Origin of the sequence: Saccharomonospora azurea NA-128, from assembly GCF_000231055.2 — a bacterium.
GTDB classification, from domain to species: domain Bacteria; phylum Actinomycetota; class Actinomycetes; order Mycobacteriales; family Pseudonocardiaceae; genus Saccharomonospora; species Saccharomonospora azurea.
The window spans coordinates 2,501,795-2,518,627 of sequence record NZ_CM001466.1 but is presented as its reverse complement, the minus strand read 5'-3'; the positions used below and the strand labels follow the sequence as shown (position 1 = coordinate 2,518,627).

The window sequence follows — 16,833 nt, the reverse complement described above, 5'->3', positions numbered from 1 at the left end:
GTCATGCCGCCCACCATCGGCGAATAGGCGGTGAGCGTCGTGCTCGAACACGCGGTCCGGGTGCCCCGCTCGGCTCTGCTGCACGCGTGGAGTCTCGAAGGGCTCGGCGGACCTCATCCGGTTCTCACGTCGTCCGGGCTGTTCGTGCCCGAGCACCGCGCGGCCGAACTCACCCGGCAGTGCCTGCGCGACCGTGACGCCGCTCCGGGTCCCTCGTGCCGACGTCGTCGCCGACGTCGAGGACTTCCACCGCCGGCTGACGTGGTCCCGGGAGGCAGCGCATCAGTTGTACGGTGCCGTCACCGTCGACGGTGTCCGCCGTCGGAGCCGCCCGCTCACGTTGGTCGACGTGTCGGAGCTGGGCCGGATGCTGCTCTTCGTCGACACCGACGAGCACGTCCACCGCAGGCCGGGCACACCCGCGGCGGTGTCGGACGCGCTCCTCGCCACATTGCGAGGACTGTGACGACGTCGCGCCTCCCAGGTGTGTCGAGCATCACGCGTCGCCGCCTCGGCGGCTCCGCGTCGGTCGAACCCGGGTGATCGAGAAGGCGTCCGAGCGGTCGGGCAGGTGCTCCTGCCCGACCGCCGGTCGGCCGCGCCGGGCGGGCGACACCCCGTGAACGGCGTGTTCGCGGTGAGCGGACAACGGGTCCCACCGGAATTCCCTCGCGGGGCGCTTCGTTGTTCCGTACGTCAGCAGCCAGCAACGAGTCGACTGTGAGCGTGTCCTCCGCGAGTGCTCGCGGCGCATCAGGGCCTGCTCCATGAGGTTCGATCCGCACCAGTGGTAGCCACGCAACGTGTGCTCGGCTACTACAGTGGTCATACGGTGCCGAGCTCACCGGTGGAGCGAACCGGTCGGAGTGTCGGGCCGCCGGCGCAGCAGTCGAGGGAGTGGGAATGTTCGAAAGGTTCACCGACCGCGCGAGGCGGGTGGTTGTCCTGGCCCAGGAAGAGGCCCGGATGCTCAACCACAACTACATCGGCACCGAGCACATCCTCTTGGGTTTGATCCACGAGGGTGAGGGTGTCGCCGCCAAGGCGCTCGAGTCGTTGGGTATCGCGCTGGAGGGTGTCCGCCAGCAGGTCGAGGAGATCATCGGCCAGGGCCAGCAGGCTCCCAGCGGACACATTCCCTTCACCCCGCGAGCCAAGAAGGTGCTGGAGCTGTCTCTGCGTGAGGCGCTGCAGCTCGGCCACAACTACATCGGTACCGAGCACATCCTGCTGGGCCTCATCCGCGAGGGTGAGGGCGTCGCAGCACAGGTGCTCGTGAAGCTGGGCGCCGACCTGAACAGGGTCAGGCAGCAGGTGCTCCAGCTGCTGTCCGGTTACCAGGGCAAGGAGCCGGCCGAGGCCGGCGCGGGCCGTGGCGAGGGCACCCCGTCGTCGTCGCTCGTGCTCGACCAGTTCGGGCGCAACCTCACCGCCGCCGCGCGGGAGAACAAGCTCGACCCGGTCATCGGGCGCAACAAGGAGATCGAGCGGGTCATGCAGGTGCTGTCCCGCCGTACCAAGAACAACCCGGTTCTCATCGGTGAGCCCGGCGTCGGCAAGACGGCCGTCGTCGAGGGCCTCGCCCAGAACATCGTCAAGGGCGAGGTGCCCGAGACGCTCAAGGACAAGCAGCTCTACACGCTCGACCTCGGGTCGCTGGTGGCCGGTTCGCGCTACCGCGGTGACTTCGAGGAGCGGTTGAAGAAGGTCCTGAAGGAGATCAAGACCCGCGGCGACATCATCCTGTTCATCGACGAGCTGCACACGCTCGTCGGCGCGGGTGCGGCCGAGGGCGCGATCGACGCGGCGAGCATCCTCAAGCCGATGCTGGCCCGTGGTGAGCTCCAGACCATCGGCGCGACCACGCTCGAGGAGTACCGCAAGTACATCGAGAAGGACGCCGCGCTGGAGCGCCGGTTCCAGCCGATCCAGGTCGGCGAGCCGTCGCTGGAGCACACCATCGAGATCCTCAAGGGCCTGCGCGACCGCTACGAGGCACACCACCGGGTCTCGATCACCGACTCGGCGTTGGTGGCCGCGGCGACGCTCGCCGACCGGTACATCAACGACCGCTACCTGCCGGACAAGGCGATCGACCTCATCGACGAGGCCGGTGCGCGGATGCGCATCCGCCGGATGACCGCGCCGCCGGACCTGCGCGAGTTCGACGAGAAGATCGCCGACGTGCGCCGGGAGAAGGAGTCGGCCATCGACGCGCAGGACTTCGAGCGGGCCGCTCGACTGCGCGACGAGGAGAAGACCCTGCTCGGCCAGAAGTCCGAGCGCGAGAAGCAGTGGAAGGACGGTGACCTGGACGTCGTCGCCGAGGTCGACGACGAGCAGATCGCCGAGGTCCTCGCCAACTGGACCGGTATCCCGGTGTTCAAGCTCACCGAGGAGGAGACCACGCGTCTGCTCCGCATGGAGGACGAGCTGCACAAGCGGATCATCGGCCAGGAGGACGCGGTCAAGGCCGTGTCGCAGGCCATCCGCCGTACGCGGGCCGGCCTGAAGGACCCGAAGCGCCCGTCCGGCTCGTTCATCTTCGCCGGCCCGTCCGGTGTCGGTAAGACCGAGCTGTCCAAGGCGCTGGCCAACTTCCTGTTCGGTGAGGACGACGCGCTCATCCAGATCGACATGGGTGAGTTCCACGACCGCTACACCGCCTCGCGGCTGTTCGGTGCCCCTCCGGGCTACGTCGGCTACGAGGAGGGCGGCCAGCTCACCGAGAAGGTGCGCCGCAAGCCGTTCTCCGTGGTCCTCTTCGACGAGATCGAGAAGGCCCACCAGGAGATCTACAACACGCTGCTGCAGGTGTTGGAGGACGGTCGCCTGACCGACGGCCAGGGCCGCACGGTGGACTTCAAGAACACGGTGCTGATCTTCACCTCGAACCTCGGCACGCAGGACATCTCCAAGTCCGTGAGCCTGGGCTTCTCTTCCGGTTCCGACGAGACCGGTCGGTACGAGAAGATGAAGCAGAAGGTCAACGAGGAGATGAAGAAGCACTTCCGGCCCGAGTTCCTCAACCGGATCGACGACATCATCGTCTTCCACCAGCTCACGCAGGAGCAGATCATCCAGATGGTGGATCTGATGGCGTCGCGGGTGGAGGAGCAGCTCAAGGCCAAGGACATGGCTCTGGAGCTGACCGACAGGGCGAAGGCTCTGCTCGCGAAGCGGGGCTTCGACCCGGTGCTCGGTGCGCGACCGCTGCGCAGGACCATCCAGCGGGAGATCGAGGACCAGCTGTCCGAGAAGATCCTGTTCGGCGAGGTCCAGGCCGGTCAGATCATCATCGTGGACGTCGAGGGTTGGGAGATCGGCGACGCCCAGGATGACAAGGCGAAGTTCACCTTCCGTGGCGAGCCGAAGCCGCTGGACGTGCCCGACGCTCCGCCGGTGAGCATCGCTGCCGCGGGCAGCGAGGAGGGCGAGCCGGAGCAGGAGTGACCGCCTGACCGACAACTGAACGACCGTCTCGAAGGGCCCTCGTGCGATGTGCGCGAGGGCCCTTCGGCGTGTCCGGGGTGGAAACCACTGCGAGCGAGGGAGGTGCGCAGGGGCCGGAGGGCGGGCTCTGCAAGGCTGGTGTGGTGGCGAGCACGGAAACTCGGGAAAGCGCCCCGGACGCGAGGCGGCGGGCGGGAACGCCGGCCTCGGCGCTGCTGGTGACCGCGTCGGTGGGAATCTCCCTTTTCGCGGTGCTCCGGTTGGTCGTCTCGGGCGTGTTCGGACACGACGGCAATCGCTACACCGCGGCCGCGCTGGCCCTGACGCCGTACGTCGTGCTCGTCGCGGTCGGGTCGGCCGTGATCGCGGCGGTGCTGCGACGTCGTGGGGTCCTGGTGCTGTCGGCGGTGCTGGTGGTGGCGCTCGCCGCGCCCCTCGTGCCGAGGGTGCTGGCCGATGCGCAGCCCGAAGCGGGCGGGCCGCTGTTGCGGGTGGCCGCTCTCAACCTGTACTTCGGTCAGGCCGATCCCGGGGCCGTCGTGGAGTTCGTGCGCGAACGTGAGATCGACGTCCTGACGTTGCTGGAGCTCGACGAGTCGGCGCACGCCGCTCTGGAGGCGGCCGGGCTGGGCGACGTGCTGCCTCACACCGTGGCGTATCCGGCCGGGGCGGGCGTGGGGTCGGCGATCGCCGCGCGGTACCCGTTGACGGAACTCGACCTCTCCGGCCCGTCGGTGTTCGCGCAGCCGAGTGCGCGGATGTCGCTGCCGGACGGCACGGCGGTGGAGGTCGTGGCCGTGCACGCCCTTCCGCCCGTGACCGACGCGACGCGGTGGCGCTCGGATCTCGCGGCGCTACCGGCAGCCGACCCGACTGGTGCTGTGCGCGTGCTGGCGGGCGACTTCAATGCGACGCTCGACCACGCCGCGTTCCGGGACGTGCTCGACGCGGGGTACGTCGACGCGGCGGAGAGCACGGGTGAGGCGCTGGTGACGACGTGGCCTCGTCGACGCTTGGGGCCTCCGGTGACGCTCGACCACGTGCTCGTCGACGAGGCCGCGGCCGTCCTCGACTTCGCCGCGGTCGACGTGGGCGCCAGTGATCACCGCGCGGTCGTGACGACGGTGCGGTTGCCCCAGCGCAGCGCGGACGCCTGAGTCAGGCCACCAGCTCGTCGAGGATCGTCAGTGCTTCCAGCGCGCCGACGGGCAGCGAGACGCCCCGGCCGTGCCGCACCTCCGGTTCCCTCGGGTTGATGCGCACGAGGTTGCCGTTCGCCGCGCTCGCCAGCTCGGCCTGCCTGCGCACCGTGGGGATGGCCCGGCCCGCGCCGAGCTCCACGACCGCGATCGAGCGGTGGGTTCGACGCCACGCCGTGAACTCGTCGAGCTGCCGTTGGGAGCGGTCCGGCACCCAGTCGTAGTCGCCGAACATGAGGATGTTCGGCCGCGCGAGTGCGCCGCAGTCCGGGCAGGACGGCAGCGGAGGCCGGGCCCGCATCGACTCCGGGTCGATGTCCACGACGACGTCGTCGGCCGGCCAGATCCCGGCACCGCAGTGCGCGAGGCACTGGAGGTGGTGGATCGAGCCGTGGACCTCCGCCACGTCGGTGAAGCCCGCCCGCTGGAACTGGCCGTCGACGTTCGAGGTGAACACGTGCACCCCGCCGGGCTTGTTCTCGCCCCACTTCCGCAGGATGGTGAACCCGTCGTGCGGCCGTGTCTCGCGGTACAGGTCGAGGCGGTGCCCGTAGAAGCCCCACGCGAGCTCCGGGTCGGCGGCGAAGTGCTCGGGGTCGGCGATCTCCACGAACCGCAGGCCGAGCCGGGCATAGGGCGGGTAGGCGCGCCAGAAGCCCTCGTCGCCGCGGAAGTCCGGCAGCCCGGAGTCCACGCCCATGCCCGCGCCCGCACACACGAGCAGCGCGTCGGCCGAGGAGATCAGCTCGGCCGCGCGCAGGTACTGCTCACGCATCTACGACGCGGGACCGGAGCTCTGCACGACCTCGAACTCCAGCAGGTTCGCCCCGCTGGCCACGGGCTTGCCCCGGTTGCCGCCGTGCGCCTCGCGGGCCGGGCCGTTGGCCCAGGCCTGGTAGTGCTCCTCCGACTCCCACTTCGTGTAGACGAAGTAGCGGTCGTCGCCGGAGACCGGCCGCAGCAGCTCGAACCCGAGGAACCCGGGCTGGCTGTCGACGGCGTGCAACCTGGCGGCGAAGCGCTTCTCGAGTTCGGGACCCGCTCCCTCGGGAACGGAAATCGCGTTGATCTTCACGACTGCCATACCCGACACGGTAGTCGGGGTTCGGCGGCGGCCGCTGTTCAGCCGCGAGCGGGCTTCGGATGCAGGTGTTCGTCGGCGGGACGTTCGTCGCCGCGGAACCAGGCGCGGAAGAACTCGTCGAGGTCCTGCCCCGACACGTGCTCGGCGAACTGCTCGAAGTCCTCCCACCGGGCGTTGCCGTTCGCGTGTTCGGCGGGCCAGCGGCGGAGCAGCTCGCCGAAGGCCTCGTCGCCGAGGCGCAGCCGCAGGGCGTGCACGGCGACGGGACCCTTCTCGTACACGGCGCCGAACTCGTTGCCCTCGCCCATGTCGTGGAGAGGTTGTGCCCACAGCTCGTCGGGCATCGACTCGATCCGCGTGCGGTACCGGGCGTCGAGGTCGGCGTTCTCCTTCTCCTCGGCCCACAGCCAGGTGGTGTAGCTGGCGAAGCACTCGTTGAGGCAGATGTCGGCCCACGAGTGCACCGACACGGAGTTGCCGTACCACTGGTGGGCGAGCTCGTGCACGAGCAGCTCGGGGTTCGGGTCGATCGGGTAGGTCGGCGTCCCCTGCGTCTCCAGGGCGAAGCCCGGGTTCGTGGCGAGGTAGACGCCACCGGCGGTGCTCGCGGGGTAGTCGCCGAAGCGGGATTCGAGGAACTCGACGATCTCCGCGGTGCGGGCGGCCTCGTCGCGGGCGTCGTCGGCGCCGGGGGCGAAGGCGTTGCGGACGGGCGTGCCGTCCGCCAGCGAGCTCGTCTCCACCTCGAACCGGTCGACGGCGAACATCGTGAGGTAGCTGGCCACCGGGGTGTCCTCGGTCCAGGTCGTGGTCGTCCAGCCGTCCTTCGTGGTGGCCTCGCCGGTCTCGCCGACGGACACGGCCGTCCAGCCTTCCGGCACGCTGGCGGAGAGCCGGAACGCGGCCTTGTCGCGCGGATGTTCGTTGACCGGGTACCAGAACGACGCCGATTCGGGCTCACCGAAGACGTACGCGCCGCCGGAGGGCGTGTGGTACCAGCCGTTGCCGCCCAGCTGCCCGCGGTCGGCGACCACCGGCTCGCCCTCGTACCGCACGCGGGTGCGGAACTCGCTTCCCCGGTCGACCGGTGCCGACGGCGTGATGACGAGCTCGGACGCGCCTTCGCGGGTGAACTCGGCGGGTTTTCCGTCCACCTCCACGGAGGTGATCGTGAAGCCCCGCAGGTCGAGGTTGAACCGGGAGAGGTCGTGGGAGGCCCGCGCGACGACGGTGGTGTCGCCGGTCAGGTGCCCGCCGTCCGGGTCGTAGCGGATGTCGAGTTCGTAGCGGTCGACGTCGTAGCCGCCGTTGCCCGCCTCGGGGTAGTAGTCGTCGCCGATGCCCGCGGCCCCGGGCGCCGGTGTCGGCGCGGATTCGGGGTGATCTTCGGGAGCGCTGCACGCGGCTACGATGCAGGCGAGCCCACACAGCGTTGCCACCCAGGCACGGCGGTCGACCATGGAGAAAGCCTAATGCCGGTTCGATCTTCCCTCGCTCCCAGTGTTGTCGACTTCGGGGGGAGTGGAAGGCCGATCGTCCTGCTGCACGGGCTCATGGGGCGGGCGACGACGTGGTGGCGGGTGTCGCGGTGGCTCACGGCGTACGGGCACGTCGTCGGCCTGGACGCGCGAGGGCACGGCCGGGCGCGGCGGCGGGGTTCGTGGACGACGGAGGAGTTCGCCGACGACGTCGCGCAGCTGGTCGAGGAGCTCGACGCCGGCCCCGCGGTGCTGATCGGGCACTCGATGGGCGGGCTGCACGCGTGGGTGGCGGCGGCGAGGCATCCGCACCTGGTCGACGCCGTGGTGGTCGAGGACATGGCCCCCGACCAGCGCGGCAAGACCGTGGAGGTGTGGCGGGCGTACTTCGAGTCCTGGCCGGTGCCCTTCCGGTCGTTGGCGCACGTCTCCGAGTTCTTCGGTGGCCTGGGCGACTACTTCGTCGAGTGCGTGGAGGAACGCGACGACGGCTACCACTTGCTGGCCGACCTGGAGGACCTGTACGCGATCGCCACGGAATGGGGCGAGCGGGACTACTGGTCGTACCTGGAGGCGGTTCGGTGCCCGCTGCTCGTCGTCGAGGCCGAACACACCAGCATGCCGGCCGGGCAGCAGGCCGAGATGGCCGAGCGCGCCGCGCACGGGCGGCACGTCGTGGTGGCCGGTGCGGGGCATGTGGTGCACCACGACCGGTCGGAGGCCTACCGGGGAGCGGTGGAGGCGTTCCTGTCCGGTACGCCGAGCGGAGTCGACGGCCGGTAGGGACAGCGGCTCGGGTCGCGGTGCTCCGGTGACGGCGTCACTCGCGTGGCCGGGCCGTCCCCTCAGCGGCCCGGCCACGCTCGACCGGTTCGTCCGGTCGGTTCCACAGGGTCGGAAAGTGCGATGCCGCGAGCCGCGGCGTAGGAGAGACGCTCGTTCGCGACCGCGGGAAGCCCCTCGGTCGCCACCGTTCCCGTGCGAGAACGGAGTTTTTGCAGTTAAGGCCCTTAACTGTCCGGCGCGAGAATAACAGACGAGTGTGTCGATGTCATCGGTGCTCGCGTATGCTGCCTGCGGCAGTGGAGGTGTGGTGGCAACGACTCGGCGGGAGCGGCTACGAGCCGCGCTGGACCGCGATCTTCGTCGTTCCGCGCGGAGACTCCTGGTGGCCGGTGGCATCGACGCGGTGACCCTCGCGGCCATCGCCCGCGAGGTCGGGATCACGCCACCCGCGATCTACCGCTACTACCGCAGCCGGGACGACCTGCTCCTCGCGCTGGCCGACGACCTGGTCGCCGAACTCGTGGGCCGCCTCCGGGCCGCCGCCGCGGTGTTCCCCGACGAGTGCCCCGACCGGCAGATCACGGCCATGATCAGGGCTTTCACGGCCTGGGCCACGAAGCACCGGGCGGAGTTCGGTTTCGTCTTCGCCGCGCCGCCCCCGGTGGCCGGGCACATGCGCCGCGAGATCACCGAGGCCTGGACGGCCGCGGTGGGCGGTGCGTTCGGCGAGCGGTACCTGCAGCTGTGGCAGCAGCAGCCGTTCGAGGTGCCGGGGGAGGACGAGCTCGAACCCGGGTTGCTGCGACAGCTGGAGACGTATCGTGCCGTCGTCCGGCTGGATCCGATGCCGCTCGGCGCGATTCTCGTGTTCATCGAGTGCTGGTCGCACATCTACGCCTCGATCTCCTTCGACGTGTTCGGGTTGCTGAGCACGCCGTTTCCCGACCTGAGCGTCATGCACGAGCGCATGTGCCGGGCGATCTGCGAACGCCTGGGCATTTCCTACGAGCCCCCGGCGTCCTCCGAGCGCAATTGACGGGAATGTGGGAGGGGGCCGGGCCGCCCGACGGAAACGACCCGGCCCGTGTGCGTCACCGGTGTGCGAGTCGTTCCCACAGGTCCACGCCGAGGAAGCCGCGTTCGTCGGCCTCGGCGCAGGCCCGGCAGGTGGGCTCGGCCATGCGGTTGTCCTCGGCGAAGGCCGCCACCGCGTCGCGGGTGGTGTCGCCGAACACGCCGTCGACGAGCACGTCGTAGCCCTGGGCGCGCAGTCGACGCTGAGCCAGCCGCACGTCCTCGCCCACGTCGCCGGGACGCAGCAGCGGTGTCGGCTCGGGCTGGCGCAGCGGGACACCGAGCCGGGCCGCCACCGCTTCCCGCAGTTCGGGCAGGCGCGCGTACAGGACGTCGCCGGGGCAGGCGGTGGAGTTGAAGTCCCGGTGTCCGCGGATGAGGTCCGGGCTCACGCCGTACTGCGCCGCCATGTACGCCACCAGCGCGACGAGCGAATCCCACAGCGTCTGCGGCACGTCGACCTCCATGTAGAGGCCCTCGTTCTCGATGCCGATCACTTCGCTGTTGCGGTTGGCGACGTTGGCGCCGAGCACGTGCTGGATGCCCCCGCGCAGCGCCTCGATGCTGCGGTGCCTGCCTTCGGTGATGAACCCGCCACGGCTGATGGTGAACTGCTGGCCGCTGTCGATCCAGCCGTTGGAGTCCATGTGGAAGTTCTGGATGCTGCGGGAGATGGCGAAAGCGCGGTCGAGCGAGTAGTCGTCGGTGTTGCCGGGCTCCACCGTGTGGTGCACGACGATGTAGGTCGGCTTGTGGTTGAGCAGGGTGACGGGCTCGGCGGGAGGGCGGGCTCCCCAGTCGGCGGTGCCGTACATGTTCGGCGCCTCCACCGGGCGTACCGGGCGAGTCCGGTCGGGGGAGGCGCTCGCGCTACCGGCCAGCGCGGTTCCGAGGGCGGTGACGGCGAGGCCACCGCCCACCAACAGGGTGCGACGATCGAAAACGGGCTTTCGGGCCATGGTGATCTCTCCCTCGCAGGCGGTGAGGTGAGGATCTTGCCAACCGAACCCGGAATTCTGTCAATGCTCGCCGGGCAGTGCGAAGCGGCCGTCGGTGGTCTGTTCCACCAGTCCGTCGGCCAACAACGAGGCGAGACACGCGTCACGTTGACCGGCTTTCGGCCAGGCCTGGTCGAGGAGGGTTTTCGCGACCGGTCCGGTGGTGCCCCGCAGGACGTCGAGCAGCAGACCGCGGACGTGGCGATCGGTGCCGCCGTAGCGTTGGGTCGGCCTCGTCGGGCCCGTATACGCAGGTCGTCCGGCCTCTTGCCAGGCGCACGCGGCCACGATCGGGCAGGCGCCGCAACGGGGATTGCGGGCCGTGCAGACCAGGGCACCCAGCTCCATCAGGGCCGCCGAGAAGCGCGCGGCCCGGCTCTCGTCCGGCCCGTCGGGAAGCAGTTTCTCGACGTCGTCGAGGTCCCGTTTCGTCGACGGCGGACCCGCTTCGCCGGCACCGTGGACGGCCCTGGCAACCACCCTACGAACGTTGGTGTCCACCACCGGCGCGCGTCGACCGAAAGCGAAGGCGGCCACCGCCCGCGCGGTGTACGCGCCGATGCCGGGCAGCCCCAGGAGCGTGTCGACGTCGGCCGGAACCTCGTCGCCGTGGTCCTCGGCGATCGCCGAGGCGGCGGCGTGCAGTCGGAGCGCGCGCCGCGGGTAGCCGAGCTTGCCCCACGCCCGCACCACCTCACCCTGCGTGGCCGCGGCGAGGGCCGACGGCGTGGGCCACCGTTCCAGCCACTGTTGCCACACGGGCAACACTCGGGCGACCGGCGTCTGCTGCAACATGATCTCGCTGACCAGCACACCCCACGGCGTGCAGTCCGCGTGTCGCCACGGCAGATCGCGGGCGGAGGTGTCGAACCAGTCGAGAAGCGTCTCGGCGTCGATGGACATCGGTCGACAAGGCTAGCCGTGCCGGCTCACACGGCCTCGCGGAGCTCCCCGGTCTTCACGTCGTAGACGAAACCGCGCACCGAATCCGTGTGCAGCAGGTACGGGTTGCGCCGAACTCGCTCGACGGACTGCCGCACGTTGGCGTCGACGTCGCGGAACGCCTCCACCGCCCACGGTGGCCGCATGCCGCTCGCCTCTTCCAGCTCGTCTTTGAAGCTGTCCTCGGTGACGGTGTTGAGCCCGCAGTCGGTGTGCTGCACGATCAATACTTCCCGCGTCCCGAGCTTGCGCTGGGACAGCGACAGCGATCGGATCATGTCGTCGGTGACGACTCCGCCCGCGTTGCGCAGCACGTGCGACTCACCCTGCAGCAGCCCGAAGATCTCGAACACGCGGATGCGCGCGTCCATGCAGGTCAATATGGCCACCTGCAACGAAGGGCGAGGCGTCGACCGGTCACCTGGGACGACGTTGCCGAGGGCGCGGTTGCGGTGTAAGAGTTCGTCGATCGCGGTCATGAGCCTCTCACTTGTGCCGGCGAGCGGGTGGACGAGAATGCGCGAGCCGTGAAGCGCGGTCAGGGACCGAACCACTGCTCCTCGGCGGTGCGCGGCGGCGCCGACGTGGTGCCGACCCGCAGTTCGGTGGGCAGCGTGATGACCTTGGGACTCACCCGATCGCCCGCCTCCAGCAGGAGTTTGCCCGCCGCGCGCCCCTTCTCGAGCACGGGCTGGTGGACCGTGGTGAGTCCGGCTCGGGACGCCTCGGCGATCCCGTCGAAGCCGGTGATCGTGAGGTCCGCGGGGACGCGGAGGCCCCGCCGCCCCGCTTCGGCGAGGGCGCCGAGCGCGAGGATGTCGGATGTGCAGATGAGCGCGGTGACCCGCGGGTGCGCGTCGAGCAGCTGCCGGGCGGCGGTGGCGCCGTCGTCGACGGTGTGGTCGAAGCGTTCGACGACCGGCACGGTGTTCCAGTCGACCCCGGCGGCCTCGAACGTCCTCGCCAACGCGGCGAGACGCGTGCGCTGCACGTGGTAGTGCGCCGTCTTCTGGCGGTCGAGCGACGCGAACGAGTCGTTGCGGTCGCGGCCGAGGCGCATGCAGAGCACGCCGATCTGGCGGTGGCCGAGGCCGACGACGTGCTCGGCCACCCGCACGATGGCGGTCTCGTCGTCGGGCGAGACGCGGTCGACGCCGTCGAGCCGGGGCTGGTCGACGACCACGGTGGGAACCGGGCGCGAGAGAACGGCCGCGAGGTGCGGGTCGTCGTCCGGCACGGAGTAGACGACGAAGCCGTCCACGCCCGCGCGGTGCACCGCGGCGACCTCCTCCCGGCCTGGGCTCGCGGGAACGAGATGAAGGCCCACACCGGCGTCCTCGCAGGCGAGCGCGAGACCTTCGAGGACACCGACGGCGGCGGGGTCGCGGAAGGCGTAGGAGAGATTTTCGGTCAACAGCAGTCCGACGGCGCCTGCCTTGCGAGTGCGGAGTGACCTGGCCACCGGGTCGGGGCCGGGGTAACCGAGCCGGCGTGCGGTCTCCAGGACCCGGCGGCGCAGCTCCGGAGACAGCTGGTCCGGCCGGTTGTACGCATTGGACACGGTCGTCCTGGACACGCCCAGTTCAGCGGCGAGCGACGCCAACGTCGCACCTCGCCTGGTTCGCATCGGCCGGTTCATGAACAAACCGTAACGGTTCAGAACCGTGGACAGAAGGCGCGGCCAGCGTGCGTCACATGGTTGCTGTGCGTATCGGGTCGATTCACTCGACCGGTGGGTGATCGGCTCGACCTTCCGGTACAGTGTTATCGATAATCATTTCCAACAACGGGATGGGGTTCCCGATGCACGACACCCGCCGTCGGCGCACGATCGCCGGTGTCTCCCTGTCGGTCTGCCTCGCGGTTTCGCTGTCTGCCTGCAGCGGAAACCAGGGCGGCGCCGACGATTCCGACGACGTCGTCGACGTCGTCGCGTCCACCAACGTCTGGGCGAGTGTCGTCTCCGCGGTCGGAGGCGACCACGTGGACGTGACGTCGATCATCGACGATCCCGCCGCCGACCCGCACTCGTACCAGGCGGGGGCGGCCGACGCGGCCGAGGTGGCCTCGGCCGAGCTGCTCGTCTGGAACGGCGGCGGCTACGACGACTTCTTCCCCCGGCTCGCCGAGAACGCCGACGCGCCCGCGGTCGTGGCCGTCGACCAGGCGCACGGCACCGGCGATGACGGCACCGGCGATTCCGACGACTCCGCGCATGGCCAGGCCGAATCCGCCGAGCACGCCCACGGCGGCGACCATGATCACAGCAACGAGCACGTCTGGTACGACCTGCCGGTCGTGTCCGCGGTCGCCGACCGCGTGGCGGCCGAGCTGGGAGAGCTCCTGCCGCAGCAGAAGCAGACGTTCACCGACAACGCCGCCGAGTTCACCGGGCGTCTCGACGAGTTGGAGCGCGACATCGCCGACCTCGCCGAGCGGCACGGTGGAGCCCAGGTCGCGGCCACGGAGCCGATCGCGCAGCACCTCATCGCGGAGGCCGGCCTGGAGGACGTCACCCCCCACGAGTTCGCCTCCGCCGTGGAGAACGAGACCGACGTGCCCGTCGCGGCCCAGCAGCGCATGCTGGAGCTGGTAGGCGGGGAGGTCGACGCCGTGGTGCGGAACACCCAGACCGCCACGCCCGCGACCGAGAAGGTCGTCGCGGCCGCGCAGGAGGCGGGAACCCCGGTCGTCGACGTCACCGAAACCCTCCCGGAGGGACACACCGACTACCTTTCCTGGATGAGTGAACAGGTGAACGCACTCGCGAAGGCACTGGACGCGTGAGCGGTGAGCAGGTGGACGTGGTCACCGCGCAGGCCGCCGTCGACATCCGCGGAGCGGCGCTGCGGTTCGGTGATCGGACGTTGTGGTCGGGGCTCGACCTCGACGTGGCCCCGGGCGAGTTCCTCGCGGTACTCGGCCCCAACGGCTCGGGCAAGACCAGCCTCCTGCGCGTGCTGCTCGGTCTCCAGGAGCTGAGCGCGGGCTCGGTGACCGTGGCGGGGCGGCGACCCGGCACGGGCAACGAACGGGTCGGCTACGTGCCGCAACAGCGAGCCATGGACGACGGTCTGACGCTGCGGGGCCGCGACCTCGTGGGGCTCGGCCTCGACGGGCACCGGTGGGGGCTCGGCCTGCGCAACCTGCGGCGGCGCAGGGACCTCATCGAGAAGGCGATCGAGGCCGTGGGGGCCCAGCGCTACGCCGACTCGCCGGTGGGCAAGCTCTCCGGCGGGGAGCAGCAACGACTGCGCGTCGCCCAGGCCCTCATCGGAGAGCCGGACGTGTTGCTGTGCGACGAACCGCTCGCCTCCCTCGACCTGGCGCACCAGCGGATCGTGGCGGAGCTCATCGACGAGCGCAGGCGTGAGGCGAACACGGCCGTGCTGTTCGTGACCCACGAGATCAACCCGATCCTGCCCTACGTCGACCGGGTGCTCTATCTCGTCGACGGGCAGTTCCGCGTCGGGACGCCGGACGAGGTGATGACGTCGTCGACGTTGTCCGAGCTGTACCGCTCGCGCATCGAGGTCGTCCGGGTCGGAGGGCAGATCCACGTGGCGGGAGCGCAGAGTGCGTTGTGCGAGGACGAAGTGCACCACCCTTGACCGGCGCCGATCCGCATCCGACCCGAACCCACCTCGTCTCGAAGGCGCTGACATGGACAAGCTTTTCGATCTCGACCTGACGCTGGAGCTGCTGGGCTTCGACTTCGTGCAGACGGCACTGCTCGCGGCGGCCGTGCTCGGGCTCGTGGCGGGCGCGCTGGGCCCGCTCATCGTGATGCGGCGGATGTCGTTCGCCGTGCACGGCACGGCCGAGCTGGCCTTCACCGGGGCGGCCGCCGCGTTGCTGCTCGGTGTCGGAGTCGGTTACGGGGCGCTCGCCGGCGCGGTGGTGGCCGCGCTCCTGCTGGGACTTCTGGGGGGCCGGGAGTCCGATCGGGACTCGGTGATCGGCGTGATCCTCGCGTTCGGGCTGGGCCTCGGGGTGCTGCTGCTGTGGTTCTACCCGGGACGCGCCTCGAACAAGTTCGGCATCCTCGTCGGGCAGATCGTGGCCATCGAACCGACCGACGTGACGGTGCTGCTGATCGCGGCGGTCGTCGTGCTCGTGGTGCTCGCCGTCGTCTACCGGCCGCTGCTGTTCATGAGTGTCGATCCCGCGGTGGCGACGGCTCGCGGGGTGCCCGGTGGGTGGCTCGCTCCGCTGTTCGCCGTCCTCATCGGCGTGGCCACGGCGCTCGGTGTGCAGATCGTCGGCGCGTTGCTGGTGGTGGCGTTGATGGTGACTCCGGCGGCCGCCGCCGCGCGGGTCACGGCGAGTCCGCTGCGCGCCACGATCCTGGCGGTGGTGTTCGCCGAACTGGCCGCGCTCGGCGGGATTGTGCTGTCGCTGGCCCCGGGCGCGCCGGTCAGCTTCTTCGTCACGGCCATCTCGTTCGCGATCTACCTCGTGTGCCGGGTCGTGGAGTACGTGCGCGGCCGAGCGGCGGGCGTGAACGGCGGGTCGAGCGGCGAGGCGCTCAGTGCAGCATCACCAGAACCTGGAGCTCCCCGACCAGGAACCCGATGAGCCCGCCGACGGCGACGAGTTTCCACTCGTCCTGACGGAACGCGGGCCGCAGCAGGTTCTCGTACTCGGTGGACGTCATCCGGATCATGCGCTGTTCCACGAGGTCGGCCACGTTCATCGCCCGCGAGAGGTAGCTCTTCGCGTGCTGCAGCGTGTCCGGCAGCCGCTCGATCGCCTTCTGCGCCGCCGACCGCTTGATCCGGTCGAGGCGCTGGGGCCCGATCGTCGCGTTGACGAGGGGGCGCGCGTTCTCGGCCTGTTCGTCGACCGCCTCGGCGACGAGCTTGCGGATCATCGTCCTGAGCCGGTCGGAGCGCGGCCCGTGCAGGAGGGTGTCGAGCACGTTGTCCACGGTGAGGAGCTCGCCGGCGATCATCTCGCCGTACTGCCGCGCGACCTCGGCACGGCGGCGCTGGAACATGCCGTGCAGCAGAAGACCGCCCGGCAGCCGGACGGGATCACGGGGAACGAAGATCAATTTGATCGCCAGCCAGTCGGTGAACAACCCGATGGCCGCACCGAAGATCGGCATGACGATCGGGTTCTTCGTCATCGCCCACACGATCGACTGAACGATGCCGAGAAGAAAGCCGAAATAAATACCCGAACGGGCGATGAACGCCATTTCCGGTCGGGACGTTTCACGGATCAGTTTCACGAGCAGCTTCTTGTCGCGCGTGAGCCGCTGCACGCTCATCTGCCGCACGTCGAGGATGTCGGCGACGCCGTCGCGGAGTTCGTCCACGACCTGCCGCACCAGCCGGGGCGTGCCCGCCTGGATGTGCTTGACGACGAGGTCCCGAGCCATCGGCGGCAGCCGCTCCCACAAGCCGGGATGCTGCTCGCCGAGGACCTCGCGGGTGATGTCGTCGACCGCCCTCAACAGCGGTTGCTCGATCTCCCTGGCGAGCCGGTCCGCGTCGATCCGGGCGAAGACGTCGACGACGTCGAGGACGTTCTTGGTGAGCAGATCCGTGGCGGTCGCGGCCATCCGGCCCCCGTGGCGGGGCACCACACCCTGCCAACCGAGGACAGTGCCCTTGACGCCGATGAACTCGATCGGGCGAAACATCATTTCGATGGCCACGCGCTTGGTGACGTACCCGATCAGCGCCGCCACGACGGGAATCGCCGTGTACAGCAGCCAGTTCCCGGCGAGATCGTCGAGAACAGCTTCCACCGCGACCCCTTCCGTCGGCGGGCGCGCTTTCCGTCATTCGACGCGCGCGGTGGTTGATCCA

16 protein-coding genes are annotated in these 16,833 nt (G+C 69.9%); 8 read left to right on the top strand and 8 right to left on the bottom strand.

The genetic code is table 11. From position 1 onward, the window contains the following. Positions 1-193: 193 nt before the first annotated feature. From SACAZDRAFT_RS23770 to SACAZDRAFT_RS11175, 3 genes are all read left to right on the top strand, one after another. Positions 194-466 carry a hypothetical protein gene (locus SACAZDRAFT_RS23770; protein WP_040927742.1) on the top strand — a complete coding sequence of 91 codons (273 nt, stop codon included), beginning with the start codon at positions 194-196 and terminating at the stop codon, positions 464-466. 437 nt (positions 467-903) lie between these two features. Beyond that, complete coding sequence (locus SACAZDRAFT_RS11180) at positions 904-3,453, top strand: ATP-dependent Clp protease ATP-binding subunit (RefSeq protein WP_005441650.1); 2,550 nt, start codon at positions 904-906, stop codon at positions 3,451-3,453. A gap of 140 nt (positions 3,454-3,593) precedes the next feature. Continuing rightward, entirely contained in the window at positions 3,594-4,610 is a 1,017-nt protein-coding gene (locus tag SACAZDRAFT_RS11175; RefSeq protein WP_408638069.1) for an endonuclease/exonuclease/phosphatase family protein, read from the top strand. A gap of 1 nt (position 4,611) precedes the next feature. Here SACAZDRAFT_RS11175 and SACAZDRAFT_RS11170 read toward each other — a convergent pair whose 3' ends face one another. From SACAZDRAFT_RS11170 to SACAZDRAFT_RS11160, 3 genes are read right to left on the bottom strand one after another with little or no spacing between them, the layout of a single operon-like run. Next, positions 4,612-5,427 carry an SIR2 family NAD-dependent protein deacylase gene (locus tag SACAZDRAFT_RS11170; protein ID WP_005441646.1) on the bottom strand — a complete coding sequence of 272 codons (816 nt, stop codon included), beginning with the start codon at positions 5,425-5,427 and terminating at the stop codon, positions 4,612-4,614. Further along, positions 5,428-5,736 carry an antibiotic biosynthesis monooxygenase family protein gene (locus SACAZDRAFT_RS11165; protein WP_005441644.1) on the bottom strand — a complete coding sequence of 103 codons (309 nt, stop codon included), beginning with the start codon at positions 5,734-5,736 and terminating at the stop codon, positions 5,428-5,430. Positions 5,737-5,774: 38 nt separating this feature from the next. Next, the gene (locus tag SACAZDRAFT_RS11160) at positions 5,775-7,196 is read right to left on the bottom strand and encodes a M1 family metallopeptidase (RefSeq protein ID WP_005441642.1); all 1,422 of its coding nucleotides are present in this window, start codon (positions 7,194-7,196) and stop codon (positions 5,775-5,777) included. Positions 7,197-7,208: 12 nt separating this feature from the next. On the opposite strand from SACAZDRAFT_RS11160, the gene SACAZDRAFT_RS11155 reads away from it, so the two are divergent. Next, a complete protein-coding gene (locus SACAZDRAFT_RS11155; RefSeq protein ID WP_005441641.1) occupies positions 7,209-7,997 on the top strand; it encodes an alpha/beta fold hydrolase in 789 nt (262 codons plus the stop codon). 310 nt (positions 7,998-8,307) lie between these two features. Continuing rightward, positions 8,308-9,036 carry a TetR/AcrR family transcriptional regulator gene (locus tag SACAZDRAFT_RS11150; RefSeq protein ID WP_005441640.1) on the top strand — a complete coding sequence of 243 codons (729 nt, stop codon included), beginning with the start codon at positions 8,308-8,310 and terminating at the stop codon, positions 9,034-9,036. A gap of 55 nt (positions 9,037-9,091) precedes the next feature. On the opposite strand, the gene SACAZDRAFT_RS11145 is transcribed toward SACAZDRAFT_RS11150, so the two are convergent. The 4 genes from SACAZDRAFT_RS11145 to SACAZDRAFT_RS11130 are packed head-to-tail and all read right to left on the bottom strand — an operon-like array spanning position 9,092 to position 12,653. Beyond that, a complete protein-coding gene (locus tag SACAZDRAFT_RS11145; protein WP_005441639.1) occupies positions 9,092-10,033 on the bottom strand; it encodes a peptidoglycan recognition protein family protein in 942 nt (313 codons plus the stop codon). A 60-nt stretch (positions 10,034-10,093) separates the two neighbouring features. Further along, entirely contained in the window at positions 10,094-10,975 is an 882-nt protein-coding gene (locus tag SACAZDRAFT_RS11140) for an HhH-GPD family protein (protein WP_005441638.1), read from the bottom strand. Positions 10,976-11,001: 26 nt separating this feature from the next. Further along, positions 11,002-11,493: a beta-class carbonic anhydrase gene (locus tag SACAZDRAFT_RS11135; RefSeq protein WP_005441637.1), complete on the bottom strand. Its 492-nt coding sequence runs from the start codon at positions 11,491-11,493 to the stop codon at positions 11,002-11,004. Positions 11,494-11,552: 59 nt separating this feature from the next. Next, complete coding sequence (locus SACAZDRAFT_RS11130; protein ID WP_005441636.1) at positions 11,553-12,653, bottom strand: LacI family DNA-binding transcriptional regulator; 1,101 nt, start codon at positions 12,651-12,653, stop codon at positions 11,553-11,555. Positions 12,654-12,817: 164 nt separating this feature from the next. Between SACAZDRAFT_RS11130 and SACAZDRAFT_RS11125 the strand changes: the two genes are divergently transcribed. From SACAZDRAFT_RS11125 to SACAZDRAFT_RS11115, 3 genes are read left to right on the top strand one after another with little or no spacing between them, the layout of a single operon-like run. Beyond that, entirely contained in the window at positions 12,818-13,801 is a 984-nt protein-coding gene (locus SACAZDRAFT_RS11125; protein ID WP_005441634.1) for a metal ABC transporter solute-binding protein, Zn/Mn family, read from the top strand. Further along, positions 13,798-14,625: a metal ABC transporter ATP-binding protein gene (locus SACAZDRAFT_RS11120; protein ID WP_005441632.1), complete on the top strand. Its 828-nt coding sequence runs from the start codon at positions 13,798-13,800 to the stop codon at positions 14,623-14,625. The genes SACAZDRAFT_RS11125 and SACAZDRAFT_RS11120 overlap by 4 nt, the downstream gene beginning before the upstream one ends. Positions 14,626-14,677: 52 nt before the next feature. Further along, complete coding sequence (locus tag SACAZDRAFT_RS11115) at positions 14,678-15,592, top strand: metal ABC transporter permease (RefSeq protein ID WP_005441631.1); 915 nt, start codon at positions 14,678-14,680, stop codon at positions 15,590-15,592. Here SACAZDRAFT_RS11115 and SACAZDRAFT_RS11110 read toward each other — a convergent pair. Then, on the bottom strand, positions 15,543-16,772 hold the full coding sequence (locus tag SACAZDRAFT_RS11110; RefSeq protein ID WP_005441630.1) for a DUF445 domain-containing protein: 1,230 nt from the start codon (positions 16,770-16,772) through the stop codon (positions 15,543-15,545). The two genes, SACAZDRAFT_RS11115 and SACAZDRAFT_RS11110, sit on opposite strands and share 50 nt — an antisense overlap. Positions 16,773-16,833 lie beyond the last annotated feature (61 nt).

Bases quoted from the DNA above. Each gene is read 5' to 3' on its own strand.
- SACAZDRAFT_RS11145 (WP_005441639.1), bottom strand. From the start codon at position 10,033: ATGGCCCGAAAGCCCGTTTTCGATCGTCGCACCCTGTTGGTGGGCGGT.
- SACAZDRAFT_RS11180 (WP_005441650.1), top strand. From the start codon at position 904: ATGTTCGAAAGGTTCACCGACCGCGCGAGGCGGGTGGTTGTCCTGGCC.
- SACAZDRAFT_RS11170 (WP_005441646.1), bottom strand. From the start codon at position 5,427: ATGCGTGAGCAGTACCTGCGCGCGGCCGAGCTGATCTCCTCGGCCGAC.
- SACAZDRAFT_RS11155 (WP_005441641.1), top strand. From the start codon at position 7,209: ATGCCGGTTCGATCTTCCCTCGCTCCCAGTGTTGTCGACTTCGGGGGG.
- SACAZDRAFT_RS11165 (WP_005441644.1), bottom strand. From the start codon at position 5,736: ATGGCAGTCGTGAAGATCAACGCGATTTCCGTTCCCGAGGGAGCGGGT.
- SACAZDRAFT_RS11125 (WP_005441634.1), top strand. From the start codon at position 12,818: ATGCACGACACCCGCCGTCGGCGCACGATCGCCGGTGTCTCCCTGTCG.
- SACAZDRAFT_RS11140 (WP_005441638.1), bottom strand. From the start codon at position 10,975: ATGTCCATCGACGCCGAGACGCTTCTCGACTGGTTCGACACCTCCGCC.
- SACAZDRAFT_RS11160 (WP_005441642.1), bottom strand. From the start codon at position 7,196: ATGGTCGACCGCCGTGCCTGGGTGGCAACGCTGTGTGGGCTCGCCTGC.
- SACAZDRAFT_RS11135 (WP_005441637.1), bottom strand. From the start codon at position 11,493: ATGACCGCGATCGACGAACTCTTACACCGCAACCGCGCCCTCGGCAAC.
- SACAZDRAFT_RS11115 (WP_005441631.1), top strand. From the start codon at position 14,678: ATGGACAAGCTTTTCGATCTCGACCTGACGCTGGAGCTGCTGGGCTTC.
- SACAZDRAFT_RS11130 (WP_005441636.1), bottom strand. From the start codon at position 12,653: ATGAACCGGCCGATGCGAACCAGGCGAGGTGCGACGTTGGCGTCGCTC.